The organism is Bacterioplanes sanyensis, from assembly GCF_002237535.1.
Taxonomy (GTDB): domain Bacteria; phylum Pseudomonadota; class Gammaproteobacteria; order Pseudomonadales; family Oceanobacteraceae; genus Bacterioplanes; species Bacterioplanes sanyensis_A.
In genome coordinates, this window is record NZ_CP022530.1 from 539,920 (window position 1) to 557,793 (window position 17,874).

The following is a 17,874-nucleotide window of genomic DNA, read 5'->3' on the forward strand; positions in this document are numbered from 1 at the left end:
CCAAAGCGGAAAATGTCACCATTATTGTGTCGTCGATAAGCTGAGTTCGGTGGTATTGGTGTACTGCCCTGGCAGATACAGCACCAACATGCGATGGCCATCGGTATCGCGCTGTATGGCCATGCGTGCATCATTCGCGATGGCACCATTGACCGACACCGCTGGCAGGGAACTGTTGGGCCAACGTTTGATCACCAACGCTGGGTTCCATAATGGCTGCTCTGTCGAGGCTTGAAATTGCAGCTGCACCTCACTACCCGAGCCATATTGCATTTCAAATGCGCGCTCGTTTTTGTTGTAACGGACCGAGCCAGACTGCACACCGCTCACTACCTGCACGGTGGCTGGCTGATGCCAGGATTTCGCCAACGCTTGCAACGCCGTTGGGTCACCCAAAGCATTGGCGTCTGATTCGGTAAAGCCGTACATCATCGAGCCACTGCCGTAGTTAAAGGCTTCCAATACGCCTAAAGCAAAATGAGAAACGCGGTCATAGTCGCGAGCAAAACGACCGTCAGACGGTATTTGTGCGACGGGCCAATGGTTCCAAGGGCCGGCAAAAGGGAAATCGCTGCCTTCATAACTGATGTGCGAAGAGCGTTCATCATTGCCCGACGGATAAAACGTATTGCCTTGTGCAATGCCAAATACTTTCCATGGGGTTTTGCTGTTTAACACAGCGATCTGTCCGACTTCAGGAATGCTCTGACCCTCTTCATCATCCTGATACTCATAGGGGTAGATTAAATCTTTTGCCGACCCCGACAGCTCTGCCAACGACACCGCATTGCGATGCATAAATTGCTCAGCGCGCTGCCCCGGACCTGCCAGCCATTGGAAATCTTGATAAAACACGACTCCTGGCGCTGGGCCTTCATCGCTGTTGGCTGCGGGATGATAAAACACACTGCGAATAGCAATGCCATCGGGATAAATGGTGTGTACTTCGTCGATAAAGGCATTGTCTAAAATCGGAGTGCCAAATACATCCGCTGCGGCGTAACGCCAATGCACTTTGACCCGCGCAGCGGAGTTTTCAATCAGCCGAACGTGAGTGCGCAAGGCTGCTTTATCCGACATATGTTCAGCCAGCGTGACAATATTGTTAAAAGGAACACCGTCATTTTCTGGGTCGGTTAAATCCGGAATAATCATTTCGACGCTTTGGTCGGACATCCAGTAATTGTCTGTCACCAAGTTCATGCCATGTGATGTGCCGCGCCAATAAACATAGCTGACGGGCTTGTCATCAAAGCGCACGACGATGTCTTCATATTCCGGTACACGCCATAAGTTGTCCCACTGTGGGTGAAAATCCAAACGCGTATGACTAGCACCAAACTGCTGTGGCAAGACATTTACATCGGGCAAGGCACGTGGTTTGGGTTGGTGTGGTAATTGTGCCAAGCCCTGTTGCTGCACAGACTGATAGGCATCTGCCATGGCCGCCGGCGATAGCGCTGCATTGTGCACCGTCACTTCGTCCAGCAATCCTTCCAGACCGAAAATACTGGAAAAGTGATGGTACTCGTCCAAATCATCCGCGCGCACACCGTCGCTGGCCGCCAGTGCGATATTGTTGAGCCCCATTAACCACGGGGTATTGGGCATTTGTACATCCGCTTGGCGCACAGCGCGTGCGGCCTCATTGCCGTTGATGTAGAGCACAATATCTTGCCCCACACTGACTGCCACTTGGGCCCACTGCTGTCGAGTGATGGCTTGGCCAGATTGCACTGTCTGACCGTTCAAGGTCACCAGCAATTTTCCATCGGCTCCGACGCCAAAATAAAAACCCTGCTGCCCAAATTGCTGTGAGCGATGCAAAATCGGAGCGGTATTCCACGGCAATGCTGCCAAATTCAGCCAGGCTTGCACGCTGAATTCTGAATTTAAATTATTCAGCGCATTGCCATTCACCTGCGCCTGGGTGCGATACCCGTCGAGCAGCAAGGCCCCTGCCGACACGCCCGCATGCCAATGGCCACCGTGGGAGTCGATACTCGCGTGCGCAGCGCCTTGGCTGTCGTTGGCACTGGTGCCCTGCAGCTCATCAAAGCGCCAATGTGCGAGCAGCTGATCGCCAGGCGACAGAGTTAACAGAGGGTTCGCAGGCACTGTGACTGGGCTGGCCACCGCCAGCTCCTTATTCATGACTAATTCAATGCCGCTCGTCGTCAGTTGCAATTGCTGCATTTTAGCGCCGCTGCGATTGTGCCAGTCATCAATGCTATCGGTGCCCGGGCGATAGGTACGAGTCACTTCACCGGTTGCGCGTATGCGATACAGCTCATGTACCACCGCCGTTGGATTACGCGCCTGGTCAGCCTGCGGGCGTTTCAGGTAGCGCCAGTGCACCAGCACCTCATCGGCAGATTGTTCAATAATGCGCGCATAGGCAAAGCCTTGGTTGCCATCAAACTGCAACTCGCTCGCCGCTTGAATGTCGGCCAATTGTTCTACCGCCTGTTGCTGGCCGTCGAAATGCCAAACCGGCCGATAGCTGCTGGCGCGCGAGAAAATCAGCTGCCCTTGCTGGCCAAGATTGACGACGATATCGGCATAAGGGCCAGCACTCAGATCGGAGGCCGTGGCCGTAGACAAACGAGTGTAATAAGCGAAGAAGTCGCCACCCGCAGACACAGGTGGAGCAGATGGCTCTGGCTGAGTGTCCGGCTGGGTGGTGTTATCGGGCGGCGTAACCGCCGTATCCGGGTCGGTGGAAGAGCCGCCGGACGAACCGCCACAGGCAACCAGTAACGACGTGGCAAGAATGGCCGGTAAAGAATAAGACGACAGGGTCATACAACCTCCAGAGTAACTGAATCAGAATAGCGATTCTGGAGACGCCAGGTTCCAGCCCGCCCGCATACCATAGCGCGCTGCGATAACACCTAGCTGGCGTGAGTATTACAAATATTTAATCTTTCTGTTTAGTACTGAAGTGGGTAATAAAGGGCGCAGATCATAGCCTCAAGTACAACCACGTTAACTGCCACTGGTGCTGGCAGCAGAATAAGTTACTGCAGTGACAGAACAGCATCGCACGCCTAACAGTGGGCGTTCCAGTAGAGGTCACGGATAGTCACAATAGACGTAACATGCGGATTTAACTGAACTCGATGCACACCGTAAATACAAAAGGGCACAGGCACTGAGAGCACTTCATCGAAGGCGGGAGTAATACTAAAAGTAGTCCGGGATAGAACCATCGAAATCAAAATCGTCGCTTGATAAAAGCATACAATCGGAGCCAGAAATTGTTTCGAAACCCAGTCTGCGATAAAAACCATGGTCGATATCGCTATGTAAAAATATCGCCTTAGCATTGTGTTTGGAAAACAGCTCTGATCTTACACCATCAACTAGGTGAGTAGCATAGCCTTGTCCACGAAGGTCATTATCAGTAGCCACTGAACCGATACCATAACAACCATCTTCAAGACCAAACATATGTTGATAAACAATCAGAGACGAACACAGTCGTTCATTGCTGACCAAGACATACCAAGTTCCTGACTTATACTTCTCGCTTTCACGACAGTCGACCAAATATTCCTCATACGAGAGACCATCATTCCATGAATCAAAACCAATGGAGTAGATGACGTCCAATTCATAAGCCTTCGCTTTTCTCACAACCACCACTTACACCTCATGATTTCCAACAAAAAACAGGAAAACACTAACATCATTTTGGGGCTATCAACACATAAATACTCAACACGACGAGGCGCAAGAAACCGCTAAAACACTGCTAAGTGAAAATCCAACAGAGGTCACAAACCGTCACAATAACCATACGCTCATTATGGAAAGTGTGTAGTCTGATGGCAGTTTTCCATGGAGAGTGAAATATGCGTTCGTTATTGTTTCCCGTTATAGTGTCGTTGGCTGCTTGCGGCGGTTCGTCCGGTGGTTCAAGCAGCAATACCGACACTACGGCTGACGACTCGGGGGCGGTGGTCGATAACGGCGGCACCCCAAATGCCGGCAACAATGCCCAAGCCATCGACTGCAGTTTGGACAAGTCTCAGGGGCTACCTCAGCCGTTGCCAGAGTACCCTGGCAGGCCCTATGCCCTCAATAGCGATGGAGGCTCTAGCCCAGGTGGTTTTGATCCAGAGAACTACTTTTCCCTGGCCAGCGGCGGTTTAGTACTGGGCATATTAAACAGCGAAGAGGGTATTTTGCACCCAGGGCCACAATGGACCATCATTCGTGACCGTTTAACCCGTACCATCGTCTACAGCCAAAGCAGTGACGGTGAAAAATGGACCATCAGTCAAACGGGCATCGACAATGATGGCGTCGAATATCAGCAGCGCACCACCCAAGAGATTGAGCAAAAAACGAACTGTGACTTAGTGATGAAACAGTTCAGCGAAGCCAACGGCACGCTGGAAAGTGAATACCAAGCCTCTGTCGATCGCTCATTGCAGCTCATTTATAACGAGGGGCAACTGTCCTCCACGGTAGAAACGCGCATTGAGTCTGATCGCAGCGGCAAAACGGTGCTAGAAAGTTTAACCAGCCAAAGCGACTATCCAATTTCCATTACTCACTGGGATACCAACGGTGATATGACGTTATTGGAAGTGTGCAAAGGCGTTGCTGATTTCACCGGCGTTGATTGCGTGGCTGCCAACGGCGGATAAAACGCCTAAGCCTACTAACTACCGGCCAGTCGTTTCGACAGCATGTTAGCAGGCTAATAAACGCCGTAAGGCGTTTATTTTCGGCAGGACTGAGCCCAAAAACGACATTAGAATTTTCGCTCAGCTTACTCGCTGAATCAGCAAAACTATCAGCAGCTCTGGTTACATCATCTTGGTCAGGAGCGGGATCGGCAAGGGGTGCGCCTCCTTAGCATTCAAGCCCGTGCGTAGGCAGGCGAGTTATCGCCGTATCGAATTTCCTCTACTTTCAAAGCATAAATCAAGCAGCCATTTTGAACGGCGAGACAGCACTTCGCCCGCCCGCATGATGGGCAAGGTTCCTCAAAGAAGGCAAACGGCTGTTTGGTTTACGCGAGATATCATGGCAGCGCTCTGAGACAATGGCGCTACCGGATACCATTAACCGTGCAGGCTGGCCAACGCCGTTTTCAGCTGTGCTGCCAACTCGTCGTTGTTGAGCTCGCCGGCTTGCTGATCGAAGTTGTCGTAAAAGCTGGGCACCGACAGCTGAGCCTTCACCTCCATGGCAAAATATGGCGCGGAGCCTGCTGCAATGCCCAGCACACTTTGTGCACCGCCAGCGCCGGGCGAGGTTGCCAGCAGCACAGTGGGTTTATTCTGATAAACCTTTTGATCAATGCGTGAGGCCCAATCAAACAGGTTCTTGTAGGCCGAGGTGTAATTACCGTTGAACTCAGCAAACGAGATCAGCAAGGCATCGGCGGCGCTGATTCGATCAAAAAACGCCTGCGCCGGCTCAGGGATGCCGTGCTCGGCTTCGCGATCGACGCTGTAAATGGGCATTTCAAAATCGTTTAAGTCCAACAGCTCTACCTGCGCCCCGGTATTAGCCTGTAGGAGCTGCCCCGCGTGGCTGACAAGCTGTTTGTTGATAGATGCTTTGCTGTTGGTTGCTGCAAACGCCAGTACTTTCATCATTGCTCTCCTCGACGATCTGTTCAGGTTTGAGGCAACTCACGCTGCCGTTCAAATGATGAAGCCACTATACAGCCGGAGTCATTCGTGATTAATATCACCTTTAGGGATTTATTATTTCCAAATGACTTCGAATAACCCGTTGCCGGGTTAGCAACTGGCCTAAAGCGAGAGCACCTGATGAGCTATAACACCGATCTGCTGGACGGCATGGTGATCTTTGCCGAGGTGGTCAATGCTGGCAGCTTTACCCGCGCCGCCGATCACACCGGCCATTCCACCTCCTATATCAGTAAGGAAATCCACCGTCTGGAGCAGCGTTTGGGCGTGCGCTTAATGAATCGCACCACCCGCACCCAGCATCTGACGGCTGAGGGTGAATTGTTTTATCAGCGCTGCCAGCAAATCCTGACCGATGCGAATGAAGTGCAGCAGGCATTGCTGGGCTTACAACAACAGCCCAGCGGCAACTTAAAAATCAGCTGCCCATACAGCCTTGGCATCACACGTTTGCAACCGCTGTTCGCTGGGTATTTGTGCCAGCACCCAGAGGTTACGCTGGACGTCGATATGAACAATCGCAAAGTCGACGTGATTGCCGATGGTTTTGATATTGTTATTCGCGCCACGTCACAGCTCGAGGATTCCAGCCTGATCAGCCGTTGCATCATGCACTCGCGATCGGTCACCGTCGCCGCGCCCAGCTATTTGGCCAAACAAGGCACACCACAGCACCCCAACGAACTGCGCCAGCATCACTGCTTAACCTACAGCAATTTAAAATACCCGCGCTTGTGGCAGTACAAAAACCAATACGGCATGGACATTGAAGTTGAGGTGAATAGCCGCATGAGCATTAATAGCTCAGAAGTGGAACTGGCCATGTGTTGTGCGGGCTTGGGCATCGCTCGCATGCCAGAATTTGTGCTCGATGATCAGTTGCAAAGTGGCAAATTGGTTGAGCTGTTTACCGATTATCAAACCATTCCGATTGATATTTATTTGATTTATCCAAGCCGCAAACACATGTCGGCCAAGGTGCGCAGTTTTATTGATTATGTTGCCGAGGCACTGTCATAAATAGCCATTTCGCACCGGTATACATAGTCGGTCGACGTCTGGTTCTAGGCCGATAACATCAACGACCTAGCAAGGACCAGTCTCGCTTATGGAGGCCTTTGTAGTAATTTCCAACCTGCAAAGCTTCTTGCTCATCGGCAAAAACGCCCATTGCCGAAGCTACTGCCACGCCAAAGTCGATGTGTGCTTCCGGCAAAGCGGTAATAATGCTGCCATCGATGACCACGGGAGATTTTTCAAACCGACTGCCATCCCAAATGGACTCCATCTCCTTTGGATATCGACTCAAATTGACATGACGCTTATTGACCAGCACCCCACTGATAGCAAGCAAAATCGGGCCGGAGCAAATAGCGGCCATCACTGCGCCATTGTTGTCCGCTTGCCGCAGCAGTTGATGCAGTTCTGGTAACTCGATTACCTCGGAAACATTGCCGCCAGGGATTAACACACAATCAAACTGCTCGCTCAGCGCATCCTGATAACTGACATCTGGCACATAAGTTAAACCGCTGCTTCCAGCGAGCGCCGCGGTTGATGGGGCAGCGACACAGACGTCACTGATCCGACTGACCAGTTCTAATACCAGCTTAATTTCAAACTCGATACAGCCTGGATATAAAACAACCAATGTCTTCTTTGAGCGTTGCTTCATGCAATAACGTCCTGTTGATAATTCTCGGCGGCAAAGCCTGCCTGAAACTCATCGGGCAAGCAAATGTAGGAAAAGTGATCTCTGCCGAGTGATGGCAGCTGACTTTGGTTCAGTAGAAGCGATGCCCCACGGAAACAATTGGACTAAAAAGAGCAAACAAGGCCTGTGCGGCTTAACGGTTGGTGTGTTGCTCAATAAAATTTTGTAGCTTCTGCTGCAGTTGTTCTGCCAGTACGATTTCATCTTGGGCCATCAATAATTCAATAACACTCTCTGCGGTGCACAAACCGCCGGGCGTTTGATTGCGCCTTAGTTGAAATATCGAGGCTTTCTCTGAGGTGATGGCGACTTTATCCAACCCCTGCAAATACGGGCTGCGATTGAACATTTTTCTAGCCTCTTGCCAGGTCCCGTCTAATAGAATGTAACTGTCATACGCTGTCGCCGCTGCCAACGGCTGGCTGCCTTTTCCAGGGTACAGCAGTGCCACCTTCCCCTGCTCGATGCGCTCAAGCAACCAAGGATCTGGCTGCGTTCGCCGCCACACCACCAGCCGTGCGCGCTCAGCCAGTACGCTTCTTACTAGCGTGCCCGTATTACTGGTTTTGTCCAGCTCTCGGCTGTGGGTCAGTAAAATAATGTTCATCTGCTCATCGCTACACTCAGCTCATCATTCCCCGAAAGCGGCGCCAGCCATGTGCTCCCAGCCCCAGTACCAGGAGACCTGCCAACCAAAGATGGCCGCACAAAAGCGCACCACCCGCCCCCGCTGCGGTGACGCTGGGCCAATATCTCAATAGACGTGTTATGCGCATAGCACCCCCGGTTGCAGTTGGAGTCAGTTGATTTGAACGGTGTTCAAAAAACAGATTGCATTATGAACACCGTTCACTATAGTTGTAAACCAGCTTATCGTCAGGAGCCATGTCAAAGATGCCACGCCGCAAGGATCACACCCATGAGCAAATTCGTTCGCTGGCCCTCGACGCCTTGCTCGCGCACTTACAGCTCGGCCCTCTGGGTGATATGAGCCTAAGAAAGTTGGCACAAAAGATTGGCTACTCTCCAGGCACCTTGATCAATGTATTTGGCAGCTATGACTACCTGCTGCTCAGCGTTAATGCGCGCACTTTGGATCAGCTGGCCGCTGCGTTGCCGTTGCAGCAAACACCCGATGTTGATCAAGCTCAGCCGCAGCAGGCCATCACACAACTGCTGGCGTTGGCGCACAGTTACCTCGACTTCGCACAGCAACACCGCTATCAATGGCAGCTGTTGTTTGATCATCGCCTGCCAGCCGAACAGTCGCTGCCGTTGTGGCAGCAACAGCGTATCAATGACTTATTTGCCGTGTTAGAAGGTGCCTTATCAGCTTGTGCACCTCAGGCAAGCTCAGCCGAATGCCAACACACAGCCCGAACGCTATGGGCCGCCGTGCATGGCATTTGTACTTTGGCACTGAGTGAAAAGTTATTTTCGGACAATCCGCAAGATGGCCCCAGCATGATGCAATCGCTGGTTCATCATTACGTCACCGCTTGGTGTCAGACTCAGCAATCTACGCATAGGGAGAGCAACGCATGAATGAACACGGTCAATTTACCCTGTTGGGGCAACGGCGATTCTTGCCTTACTTTATTACCCAAGCGCTGGGGGCCTTTAACGACAACCTATACAAGAATGCGCTGCTGCTGTTAATTGCCTTCGGCGGCATTGCTAGCCAGGACAACAGCGCCTTACTGACGAACCTGGCTGCGGGCATCTTTATTTTGCCGTTCTTTTTGTTTTCGCCCATTGCCGGACAAATTGCCGATAGAACCGAAAAGTCGTTATTAATTCGCTGGGTCAAACGCTTAGAGCTGGTCATTATGCTGTTGGCGGCCTGGTGCATCATTAGCGGTAACGTTTGGGGCATGATGGCACTGCTGTTTTTAATGGGCCTACAGTCGGCTATTTTTGGGCCGGTCAAGTTTGCCCTGTTGCCACAACACCTTAAACAGGATGAGTTAGTGGGCGGCAATGCCTTGGTGGAAATGGGCACCTTTGTCGCTATTCTCGCAGGCACCATAGGTGCCGGGTTGTTGTTTGATTTCAATAACAAAGAAATATGGCTCGCTGCAGGCGTGGTGCTGTTTGCGTTGTTGGGCGTGGGCGCTAGCCAGTTTATCCCCACAGCACCGGCCAATGATCCGGGCTTAGTTATCAATTGGAATCCGTTCACTGAGCTGCTCAATACGCTCAAACAAGCGCGCCAGAATCGGGCGGTTTTTTTAGCCATTGTCGCCATCAGCTGGTTCTGGTTTATGGGTGCCAGCTACCTGACACAGTTTCCCAATTTTTCTAAGGACTACCTGGGTGGCTCCACTCAGCTGGTGACCATTCTACTGACTTTGTTCTCCCTCGGGGTGGCCGGCGGTTCCTTATTGTGTGAACGCCTGTCGGGACACAAGGTAGAGCTGGGCATTGTGCCCATAGGCTCACTGGGAATGAGTATATTTGGTATTGATTTGTGGTTTGCCGTCGATCAACTTCATGTGGTGCAAAGCATGTCTGCGCTGGAATTTATCAGCCACGCCAGCAACTGGCGCCTGATGATCGATATTGCTTTGGTCAGTGCATTTGGCGGCTTATTTGTGGTGCCACTGCAAGCGCTCATCCAACAACGCAGCGATGATAAAAATCGTGCGCAAATTATCGCCGCCAACAACGTATTGAATGCTCTATTTATGGTGGTAAGTGCAGTGGCAGGCATGCTGTTATTGGGAGTCATGCAACTGTCGATTGCCGACTATTTTCTGATTCTGGCACTGATGAACATCGTGGTGGCCATTTATGTTTATACCCGTGTCCCCGAGTTTGCGCTGCGCTTTACGATATGGCTGCTGAGCCATACCCTGTATCGCGTCAGTCACAGGGGGCTGGACAATATTCCAGAACATGGCCCGGCCGTGTTGGTGTGCAATCACGTCAGCTATGTGGATGCGTTGTTGATTGCAGGCACCTATCAGCGCCCCATTCGCTTTGTGATGGATAAAAGTATTTCGCAAATGCCGGGCCTGAAAACCTTTTTTAAACTCGCCAAGACCATTCCTATTTGCTCCCCAAAGCCGATGCAGCAACGTATAAGCGAGCGTTCGAACGCATCAAGGAAGAACTCGACGCCGGCGAGCTGGTATGTATTTTCCCCGAGGGTAAGCTCACCAAAGATGGCGACATCGACCAGTTTAAACAAGGTATTGAGCGCATCGTCGCAGAAACTCCGGTGCCTGTGGTGCCCATGGCTTTAACCGGCCTGTGGGGCAGTTTTTTCAGCCACAAAGATGGCCATGCTTTAACCACACGGCCAAAACGCTTTTGGTCGAAAGTTGACTTGCAAGCTGGGCCCGCGATTTTACCCGAGCACGTGAAAGCCGAGGCACTGCGTGAAACTGTGTTGGCGTTGGCAGCACAGGCCAAACAACCGGCCTAAACTCTGTTTTTTTAAGGAGAGCCGTATGAAAGCCATCGCAACGTTATTCACAGCCTTGGCCATTAGCGCCTGCAGCCCAGCCACAGAGGAGCAGGAAAACACCGACCTGCTCAAAGGCCAGCACGAGGCGCTGGAAAAAGCCAAACAAGTGGAAGTCCTATTGCAAGACGCCGATGAAAAACGTCGCCAGCAGCTGCAGCACAGCGAATGACGGGCGGCTGTAGCGCATAGGCAACTAAGGGCCTGTTAACACTGTTTAGCTCTTTGCTGCTGCAAGCCCGTTTTCCTTGATTGAGGCATGCGGCGTGTAGTTTAACGGGTCAAATAAGCAACGAATAACGCGACTCAGGGAAGACCCGATGCCAGCCCTTCGGGGCATGCCTGTCCCCTCAACCTGTGCTGCTCATCCTTCATTTACCGCATTAAACGTCCATCTTCGCGCCTTGATTGAGGGGTGTTCAGCTCATAGCAGCGTGATCGAAATCGTGTTCCCTAGGTACGCATAAAACGCTGCATGTGAAATACGCCAAACACCAGAATATGCAACGCATCTTTTTCTGGCTCCGGGCTGTGCTGTTTTAGCCGCAGCCAAAAATACGCCACTTCCAGCGCGTGAATCGCTGCGATTAACAGCGCAGCTGCTGGCAGCCACGCCAATAAGCCAGACCAGTTCAGTAGCCACGCCGTGAGCGCGAGGCCCCAAAATACCAGTGTGCCCGCCTTTACCCATGCCAGCATAGGTTTCCCTCTGTTTGTTGTGATAACGAGAGCATACCGGGGCATGTGTCTGTGCACAGGTCCAAAGCTGCCGCAGCGCAAGACTTTCGCCAGCGAGGCCGGTAAAATGCCAGCCTCTTTTGCCCTTGCCGAATACAGCGGAGCGCCCAGATGTCAGAGCAGCACCCCAAAGACGATACGACTCACTTTGGCTACCAGACCATCGAAGCCGATAAAAAGCAGGCCATGGTGGCGGATGTGTTCCATTCGGTGGCCAGCAAATACGATCTGATGAACGATCTGATGTCGTTTGGTGTGCACCGTTTGTGGAAGCGCTTTACCATCGACATGAGCGGCGTGCGCCCGGGCAACAGCGTATTGGATTTGGCCGGCGGCACCGGCGATCTGACCAAGAAGTTCTCCCGCATCGTTGGCCCCAGCGGCCGTGTGGTACTGGCGGACATCAACTCGTCGATGCTGAACGTCGGCCGTGATCGCCTGACCGACCAAGGTTACGTGGGCAATATTGAATACGTGCAAGCCAATGCCGAATGCCTGCCGTTTGACGACAACAGCTTCGACGTTATTACCATCGCCTTTGGCCTGCGTAATGTCACCGACAAAGACGCGGCCTTGCGCTCCATGACCCGCGTATTAAAGCCCGGTGGCCGTTTGCTGGTGTTGGAATTCTCCAAGCCAACCAACCCGCTGATGAGCAAAGCCTACGACTTGTATTCTTTTTCTGCTCTGCCGGTGATGGGCAAACTGGTGGCGGGTGACAGCGACAGTTATCAATATCTGGCGGAATCGATTCGCATGCACCCAGATCAGGAAACCTTAAAAGGCATGATGGAAGAAGCCGGTCTGGTGCGTTGCAGCTACCACAATATGACCAGCGGCGTGGTCGCTCTGCATCGCGGTATTAAACCCTGATGAGCAGTGTCTGGCAGGCGGCGCTGGTGCCCGCCGAGCACGCCATCAATACCCTGTTGCGCCACGACCCCGCAACGCTGGCGTCGCTGGCGCCGCTGCAAGGACAGTTGATCGCGCTGCACATTGCTGAGCTGCCGATTACCGTCGGCATTCGCTTGTTTGATCACGGCATCACCCTATCGCCGGTGGCAGATATGGCCAACGCCAGTTTGCACGGCCGCCTTACCGACTTCATTCAGCTGGCCAGCAGCAACGACAAAGCCAACGCCTTGATTCGCAGCGACATCGACTTAGGCGGCGACACCGAGCTGGTGCTGGCGCTGTCGCGCATTGCCAACCGGCTCGATATCGACTGGGAGGCGCTCATCAGCCCAATGACAGGCGGCATACTGGCGCATCAATTGGGCAAGCAAGTACGCGGTTTGCTGCGTTGGGGGAGCGACACCGCCGCCACCAACCGCATTGCCGTGCGCGATTACCTGCAAGATGAAACCGGCGCCGTGGTGCACACGCAAGAACTGGACATCTATGCCGAGCAAGTCGATCAGCTGCATCTGGCCACCGACCGCCTGGCGGCACGCTTACAGCTGTTAGAACAACAGCGCATGAAGGACTGATGTATGGCCAACTGGTGGCGCCTGTGGAAAATTCTGTTTGTTTTCACCAAATACCGGCTCGATAGCCTAGTACCACTGCAGCAAATGCCGCTGTCACTGCGCTTGTTATTGTGGCTCGCGCCATGGCGATTAAACCCAGTACCGTCCAAACTCAGCCGCGGTGAACGCCTGCGCCTGGCGCTGGAGTCTCTGGGACCGATCTTCGTCAAATTTGGCCAGATTCTCTCGACCCGCCCAGATCTGATTCCCGACGATATCGTCGCCGAACTGCGCCGTCTGCAAGACGATGTACCACCCTTTGCCGAAGCCCAAGCCATTGCTTTGATCGAAGACCAGCTGGGCCGACCTGTCAGTGAATTGTTTGCCGAATTCTCTTCCAAGCCACTGGCGTCGGCATCCATCGCGCAAGTTCACGCTGCCCGTTTACATCCACAAGTGGCTCACGACAGCGGTCAGGAGGTGGTGGTCAAGGTGGTGCGCCCCGGCATTGAAAACACCATTGAGCGCGATTTGCAGTTGCTGGAAACCATGGCGCGCTTGTTGGTCAAGTATTCCGCCGATGGCCGGCGACTCAAGCCGCTGGAAGTGGTGGAAGATTACCGCCACACCATTTATGGCGAGTTGGATTTGCAAATCGAGGCCTCCAATGCCACCCAGCTAAAGCGCAATTTCAACGGCTCTGAACTGTTGTACATGCCGGATGTGTATTGGGAGTTTACCCGCAGCAAGGTGATGGTCAGCGAGCGCATTTATGGCATTCCAGTGGCCGACGTAGCTGCCTTGCATGCGCAAAATACCGACATGAAACGGCTGGCCGAGCGTGGCGTGGAAATCTTCTTTACCCAAGTATTCCGTGACAGCTTTTTCCATGCCGACATGCACCCGGGCAACATCTTTGTATCACGCCAGCACCCGGATCAACCGCAGTACATCGCCATCGACTGCGGCATTGTCGGCAGCCTGACAGAAGAAGATCAAAACTACCTAGCAATGAACCTGCTGGCCTTTTTCAATCAGGATTATCATCAGGTCGCACAGCTGCACATTGACTCCGGCTGGGTGCCGCCGAGCACCAAGGTGCACGAGTTTGCCGCCGCCATTCGCAGTGTCTGTGAACCCATCTTCGACAAACCGCTGGCCGAGATTTCCTTTGGCCAAGTGCTGATCCAACTATTCAGCACCGCCCGGCGCTTCAATATGGAAGTACAGCCACAGTTGGTGTTGTTGCAGAAGACTCTGCTCAATATCGAAGGCTTGGGCCGCCAGCTGTACCCACAGCTGGATTTATGGACCACCGCCAAGCCCTTTCTGGAGCGCTGGATGCGCGATCGCTTTGGCCCGAAGGCGGCCTGGCGCGAGCTCAAACGCCAACTGCCCGGCTGGATCGAAAAGGGGCCGCAAATTCCTGGGCTGGTACACGGTGCGCTTAGTCGCTTAAACCATATGGACGAGCAACAACAAGCCCTGCAACACGAACTGGCGGCCCTGCGTGAGGACATGCAGCAGCAACGTCAGCAACGCCGCCACCAAGCACTGGGCACCACCACCTTTATCAGCGGTGGCTTTTTATGGTGGCAAGCCATGTATTTTGGCGTACCTGATTTGCTCGGCCTGTCTGTCGCCGCGGCGGGCATGATCTGGCTGGTGATCAAAGCCTGAATGCTTTTCCCCCCTGCAGCACTGCGGTATGCTGCGCCGACTCGAAAAGGGGAACGCTATGGGCAACTGGCTGAATGACGTAAAGTGGGATGAGCAGGGGTTAGTGCCCGCCATCGCTCAGGATCACCAAAGCGGTCGCGTCTTGATGATGGCGTGGATGAATCGCGAAGCACTGCTGCTGACCGTCAAAGAGCAGCGCGCGATCTACTACTCGCGCTCACGCCAACAACTGTGGCGCAAAGGCGAAAGCTCCGGCCATGTGCAAAAGCTGCACGAAGTGCGCCTCGACTGCGATGCTGACGTCATCGTGCTGCAAGTGGAACAGATCGGCGGCATCGCTTGCCATACCGGCCGTGAAAGCTGTTTCTATCGGGTGTACGACAACGACGCCTGGCGCACCGTAGACGAAGTCATCAAAGACCCCAAAGACATCTACTAACCGTCCATTGACCCGTTATTAATGAAACTGAAACAGCCATGAGTGATATTCTCTCGGCTCTGGGTGATATCCTGGAGCAACGTAAAAACGCCGACGCAGACTCGTCTTATGTGGCCAGCTTGTACCACAAAGGGCTGAATAAGATACTGGAAAAAGTCGGCGAAGAGGCAACCGAGACCATACTGGCGGCCAAAGACGCAGAGCACAGTGGTGACAACCGCGACGTTGTGTATGAAACCGCCGATTTGTGGTTTCATTCACTAGTCGCTTTGGCGCAGCTGGGCGAGCGCCCAGAAGCCGTGCTGCAGGAGCTGGCGCGCCGCTTTGATATCTCAGGTTTGGAAGAAAAGGCCTCACGCCAGCCCAAATGATCTGAGTTCAGTTAGGAGGAAACCGCATGAGCGATTGCCTGTTTTGCAAAATTGTTGCCGGAGAAATACCCGCACGCGTCGCCTATGAAGACGACCAATTGCTGGCCTTTCACGACATCAATCCCAAAGCAGACACCCACTTATTGGTGATTCCGAAGCGGCACATCGACAACCTGAACCATCTGACCGAGGCCGATGCCGCACTGATGGGACAGCTGCTGTTGAAACTGCCGGTGATTGCGCGGCAGCAGCAGCTGAACGGCTTTCGCACCATCACCAATACTGGTGTTGAAGGCGGCCAGGACGTGTTTCACATGCATTTTCATATACTGGGCGGTGCAAACCTGCCCGGTTTTTGAGTCACGACGTTAATAGTTCAATGAGGTAAACCATGCTCGGCGGTATCAGTATCTGGCAACTTCTAATCGTGCTGGCCATTGTCATCATGATCTTTGGCACCAAAAAACTGCGCAGCCTCGGCGGCGATCTCGGCGGTGCGGTCAAAGGCTTTAAGAAAGCCATGAACGACGACGAAGCAAAAAACGACGCCGACAGCAAAGACAGCGATCCGCTGAAAACCTTGCCTAAAGATGACGACACGGTGCAAGACGCCGACTTCAGCAAAACCAAGGACAAAGAAAACCGCTAATGTTCGATATCGGTTTCCTGGAGCTGATGGTGATCGCCATCATCGGCCTATTGGTGTTGGGGCCAGAGCGATTGCCGAAAGCGGCGCGCACGGCGGGTTTGTTTCTCGGCCGTATCCGCCGTTCATTGAATAATATTCAGGACGATCTGGAGCGGCAGATCCGCACCGAAGAGCTGCGCGAAAAGCTCAAAGACCCGTACGCCACCTTCCTGGACGATGACGCGCAGCAGGCGGATAAAACCGCCAACACGGCTGCTACGCCAGCCAACCCAGCGCCGACTCAAACGAACACGGCACAAAGCAATACAGCGCCGACCAGCATACCAGCAGCAACGACGCCGACCACCGACACTGCCGCTTCGGCATCCGCTGAGCCGAAACGCGCCGCACACGACGATAAGCCTTCATGAGCCAGGACCAAGAGCAACCGTTAATTGCCCACCTGATTGAATTGCGCAACCGCCTATTACGATCCATTTTGGTCGTACTGGTGTTGTTTTTGTGCTTATTCTATTTTGCTAACGATCTGTATTTAATTCTGGTGGAACCGCTGTCCAGCTTATTGCCCGACAGCAGCAACATGATCGCCACCGGCGTGGCATCGCCGTTTTTGGTGCCCTTCAAAATGACTCTGGTACTGGCGGTATTGCTGGCGGTGCCGTTTATTTTGCATCAGATCTGGTCGTTTATTGCGCCCGGTTTGTATCAGCATGAAAAGCGCTTCGCCATTCCGCTGCTGGTGACCAGTATTGTGCTGTTCTATAGCGGTATTGCCTTTGCCTATTTTGTGGTACTGCCGCTCGCCTTTGCGTTCTTTACTGCCGCAGGGCCAGAGGGCATTTCCTTTTTGCCCGACATCAGCAACATCTTAAATTTCATTCTGAAAATATTCTTTGCCTTTGGCATCGCCTTTGAGATTCCCATCGCCACCTTTTTGATGGTGCTTACCGGCATTACCACCGTGGAATCACTCAGTGAAAAGCGCCCGTACATTTTTGTGGGTTGCTTCGTTGTCGGGATGCTAGTGACACCGCCGGATGTCATCTCACAAACCATTCTTGCCGTGCCTATGTGGCTGCTGTTTGAAATCGGTGTGCTGTGCGCGCGTATGATCAAAGCGCCAGAGGCCAGTGCTAATGAGCAGGATCCGGCCTAACGCCGGATTCTGCTGACGTCAGCCACGCCTCAACCTACCCTGATATCCCTCACGATCACTGCTCGCTTGGTGCATTACACTGACGGCTGTTTTTTGAGGAGCCAACGATGACCACGCAAGCACAATGCTTATGCGGCAAGGTGCAATTGACCGTTGCTGATCTGAACCCGAACTTTACCGTCTGCCACTGCCGCAGCTGCCTGCAATGGAACGGCGGCCCACTGATGATGAGTCCTTGCGGCCAAGCGGTGGAGCTTTCCGGCAGCGACGCCATTCGAGAGTACGATTCATCGCCCTGGGCAGTGCGCGCGTTTTGCCAGCACTGTGGCACTCATTTGTACAGCCGCTTTAAACAAGACAACAGCTACAGCCTGCCCGTTGGTCTGTTTGCGGGCCAACAGTTCACTATGGTGATGCAGTATTTTATCGATAGGAAACCCGACTACTATTGCTTCAGCAATGACACCGACACCCTCAATAGCGCACAAATCGCCGAGCTTTACGGGCAGTAGTT

22 protein-coding genes are annotated in these 17,874 nt (G+C 53.1%); 16 read left to right on the forward strand and 6 right to left on the reverse strand.

Going from position 1 to position 17,874, the window contains the following annotated elements; genetic code table 11:
• Positions 1-21: 21 nt before the first annotated feature.
• Together CHH28_RS02410 and CHH28_RS02415 are read right to left on the reverse strand one after the other, a co-directional pair.
• Positions 22-2,805 (reverse strand): LamG domain-containing protein, encoded by a 2,784-nt coding sequence (locus tag CHH28_RS02410; protein WP_094058809.1) that lies wholly within the window; start codon positions 2,803-2,805, stop codon positions 22-24.
• A gap of 381 nt (positions 2,806-3,186) precedes the next feature.
• Entirely contained in the window at positions 3,187-3,639 is a 453-nt protein-coding gene (locus CHH28_RS02415) for a GNAT family N-acetyltransferase (RefSeq protein WP_199243985.1), read from the reverse strand.
• A 218-nt stretch (positions 3,640-3,857) separates the two neighbouring features.
• On the opposite strand from CHH28_RS02415, the gene CHH28_RS02420 reads away from it, so the two are divergent.
• The gene (locus CHH28_RS02420; protein ID WP_094058810.1) at positions 3,858-4,658 is read left to right on the forward strand and encodes a hypothetical protein; all 801 of its coding nucleotides are present in this window, start codon (positions 3,858-3,860) and stop codon (positions 4,656-4,658) included.
• Positions 4,659-5,078: 420 nt separating this feature from the next.
• Here the strand turns inward: CHH28_RS02420 and CHH28_RS02425 are convergent, their stop codons facing one another.
• Positions 5,079-5,618: an NAD(P)H-dependent oxidoreductase gene (locus CHH28_RS02425; RefSeq protein ID WP_332881226.1), complete on the reverse strand. Its 540-nt coding sequence runs from the start codon at positions 5,616-5,618 to the stop codon at positions 5,079-5,081.
• Positions 5,619-5,795: 177 nt separating this feature from the next.
• On the opposite strand from CHH28_RS02425, the gene CHH28_RS02430 reads away from it, so the two are divergent.
• A complete protein-coding gene (locus CHH28_RS02430; RefSeq protein ID WP_094058812.1) occupies positions 5,796-6,695 on the forward strand; it encodes a LysR family transcriptional regulator in 900 nt (299 codons plus the stop codon).
• A 58-nt stretch (positions 6,696-6,753) separates the two neighbouring features.
• On the opposite strand, the gene CHH28_RS02435 is transcribed toward CHH28_RS02430, so the two are convergent.
• Entirely contained in the window at positions 6,754-7,350 is a 597-nt protein-coding gene (locus tag CHH28_RS02435) for a DJ-1/PfpI family protein (RefSeq protein ID WP_094058813.1), read from the reverse strand.
• Positions 7,351-7,522: 172 nt separating this feature from the next.
• On the reverse strand, positions 7,523-7,996 hold the full coding sequence (locus tag CHH28_RS02440; protein ID WP_094058814.1) for a tRNA-uridine aminocarboxypropyltransferase: 474 nt from the start codon (positions 7,994-7,996) through the stop codon (positions 7,523-7,525).
• A 287-nt stretch (positions 7,997-8,283) separates the two neighbouring features.
• Between CHH28_RS02440 and CHH28_RS02445 the strand changes: the two genes are divergently transcribed.
• From CHH28_RS02445 to CHH28_RS02455, 4 genes are read left to right on the forward strand one after another with little or no spacing between them, the layout of a single operon-like run.
• Positions 8,284-8,934: a TetR-like C-terminal domain-containing protein gene (locus CHH28_RS02445; protein WP_157729734.1), complete on the forward strand. Its 651-nt coding sequence runs from the start codon at positions 8,284-8,286 to the stop codon at positions 8,932-8,934.
• Positions 8,931-10,637 carry an MFS transporter gene (locus CHH28_RS02450; RefSeq protein ID WP_332881227.1) on the forward strand — a complete coding sequence of 569 codons (1,707 nt, stop codon included), beginning with the start codon at positions 8,931-8,933 and terminating at the stop codon, positions 10,635-10,637. Before CHH28_RS02445 ends, CHH28_RS02450 begins: the two co-directional genes overlap by 4 nt.
• Positions 10,520-10,819, forward strand: coding sequence for a 1-acyl-sn-glycerol-3-phosphate acyltransferase (locus CHH28_RS20445; protein WP_332881240.1), 300 nt, complete (start codon positions 10,520-10,522; stop codon positions 10,817-10,819). The genes CHH28_RS02450 and CHH28_RS20445 overlap by 118 nt, the downstream gene beginning before the upstream one ends.
• Before the next feature lie 25 nt (positions 10,820-10,844).
• Positions 10,845-11,030, forward strand: coding sequence for a hypothetical protein (locus CHH28_RS02455; RefSeq protein WP_094058816.1), 186 nt, complete (start codon positions 10,845-10,847; stop codon positions 11,028-11,030).
• Positions 11,031-11,311: 281 nt separating this feature from the next.
• On the opposite strand, the gene CHH28_RS02460 is transcribed toward CHH28_RS02455, so the two are convergent.
• Positions 11,312-11,557 carry a hypothetical protein gene (locus CHH28_RS02460; protein ID WP_094058817.1) on the reverse strand — a complete coding sequence of 82 codons (246 nt, stop codon included), beginning with the start codon at positions 11,555-11,557 and terminating at the stop codon, positions 11,312-11,314.
• Positions 11,558-11,707: 150 nt separating this feature from the next.
• Here CHH28_RS02460 and ubiE point away from each other — a divergent pair, with 150 nt between their 5' ends.
• The 10 genes from ubiE to CHH28_RS02510 all read left to right on the forward strand — a co-directional run bounded on the left by ubiE (position 11,708) and on the right by CHH28_RS02510 (position 17,872).
• Positions 11,708-12,469, forward strand: coding sequence for a bifunctional demethylmenaquinone methyltransferase/2-methoxy-6-polyprenyl-1,4-benzoquinol methylase UbiE (gene ubiE / locus CHH28_RS02465; protein ID WP_094058818.1), 762 nt, complete (start codon positions 11,708-11,710; stop codon positions 12,467-12,469).
• Entirely contained in the window at positions 12,469-13,086 is a 618-nt protein-coding gene (locus tag CHH28_RS02470; RefSeq protein ID WP_094058819.1) for a ubiquinone biosynthesis accessory factor UbiJ, read from the forward strand. Before ubiE ends, CHH28_RS02470 begins: the two co-directional genes overlap by 1 nt.
• Before the next feature lie 3 nt (positions 13,087-13,089).
• Positions 13,090-14,745 (forward strand): ubiquinone biosynthesis regulatory protein kinase UbiB, encoded by a 1,656-nt coding sequence (ubiB, locus tag CHH28_RS02475; protein ID WP_094058820.1) that lies wholly within the window; start codon positions 13,090-13,092, stop codon positions 14,743-14,745.
• A gap of 58 nt (positions 14,746-14,803) precedes the next feature.
• A complete protein-coding gene (gene hisI, locus CHH28_RS02480) occupies positions 14,804-15,184 on the forward strand; it encodes a phosphoribosyl-AMP cyclohydrolase (protein WP_094058821.1) in 381 nt (126 codons plus the stop codon).
• A gap of 38 nt (positions 15,185-15,222) precedes the next feature.
• The gene (locus tag CHH28_RS02485) at positions 15,223-15,555 is read left to right on the forward strand and encodes a phosphoribosyl-ATP diphosphatase (protein WP_094058822.1); all 333 of its coding nucleotides are present in this window, start codon (positions 15,223-15,225) and stop codon (positions 15,553-15,555) included.
• 26 nt (positions 15,556-15,581) lie between these two features.
• Positions 15,582-15,914, forward strand: a complete 333-nt coding sequence (locus CHH28_RS02490) for a histidine triad nucleotide-binding protein (RefSeq protein WP_094058823.1) — start codon at positions 15,582-15,584, stop codon at positions 15,912-15,914.
• Positions 15,915-15,946: 32 nt separating this feature from the next.
• Positions 15,947-16,204, forward strand: a complete 258-nt coding sequence (gene tatA / locus CHH28_RS02495) for a Sec-independent protein translocase subunit TatA (protein ID WP_094058824.1) — start codon at positions 15,947-15,949, stop codon at positions 16,202-16,204.
• On the forward strand, positions 16,204-16,614 hold the full coding sequence (gene tatB / locus CHH28_RS02500; RefSeq protein WP_094058825.1) for a Sec-independent protein translocase protein TatB: 411 nt from the start codon (positions 16,204-16,206) through the stop codon (positions 16,612-16,614). Before tatA ends, tatB begins: the two co-directional genes overlap by 1 nt.
• The gene (gene tatC, locus CHH28_RS02505; RefSeq protein ID WP_094058826.1) at positions 16,611-17,360 is read left to right on the forward strand and encodes a twin-arginine translocase subunit TatC; all 750 of its coding nucleotides are present in this window, start codon (positions 16,611-16,613) and stop codon (positions 17,358-17,360) included. Before tatB ends, tatC begins: the two co-directional genes overlap by 4 nt.
• A 107-nt stretch (positions 17,361-17,467) precedes the next feature.
• Positions 17,468-17,872 carry a GFA family protein gene (locus CHH28_RS02510; protein WP_094058827.1) on the forward strand — a complete coding sequence of 135 codons (405 nt, stop codon included), beginning with the start codon at positions 17,468-17,470 and terminating at the stop codon, positions 17,870-17,872.
• Positions 17,873-17,874 lie beyond the last annotated feature (2 nt).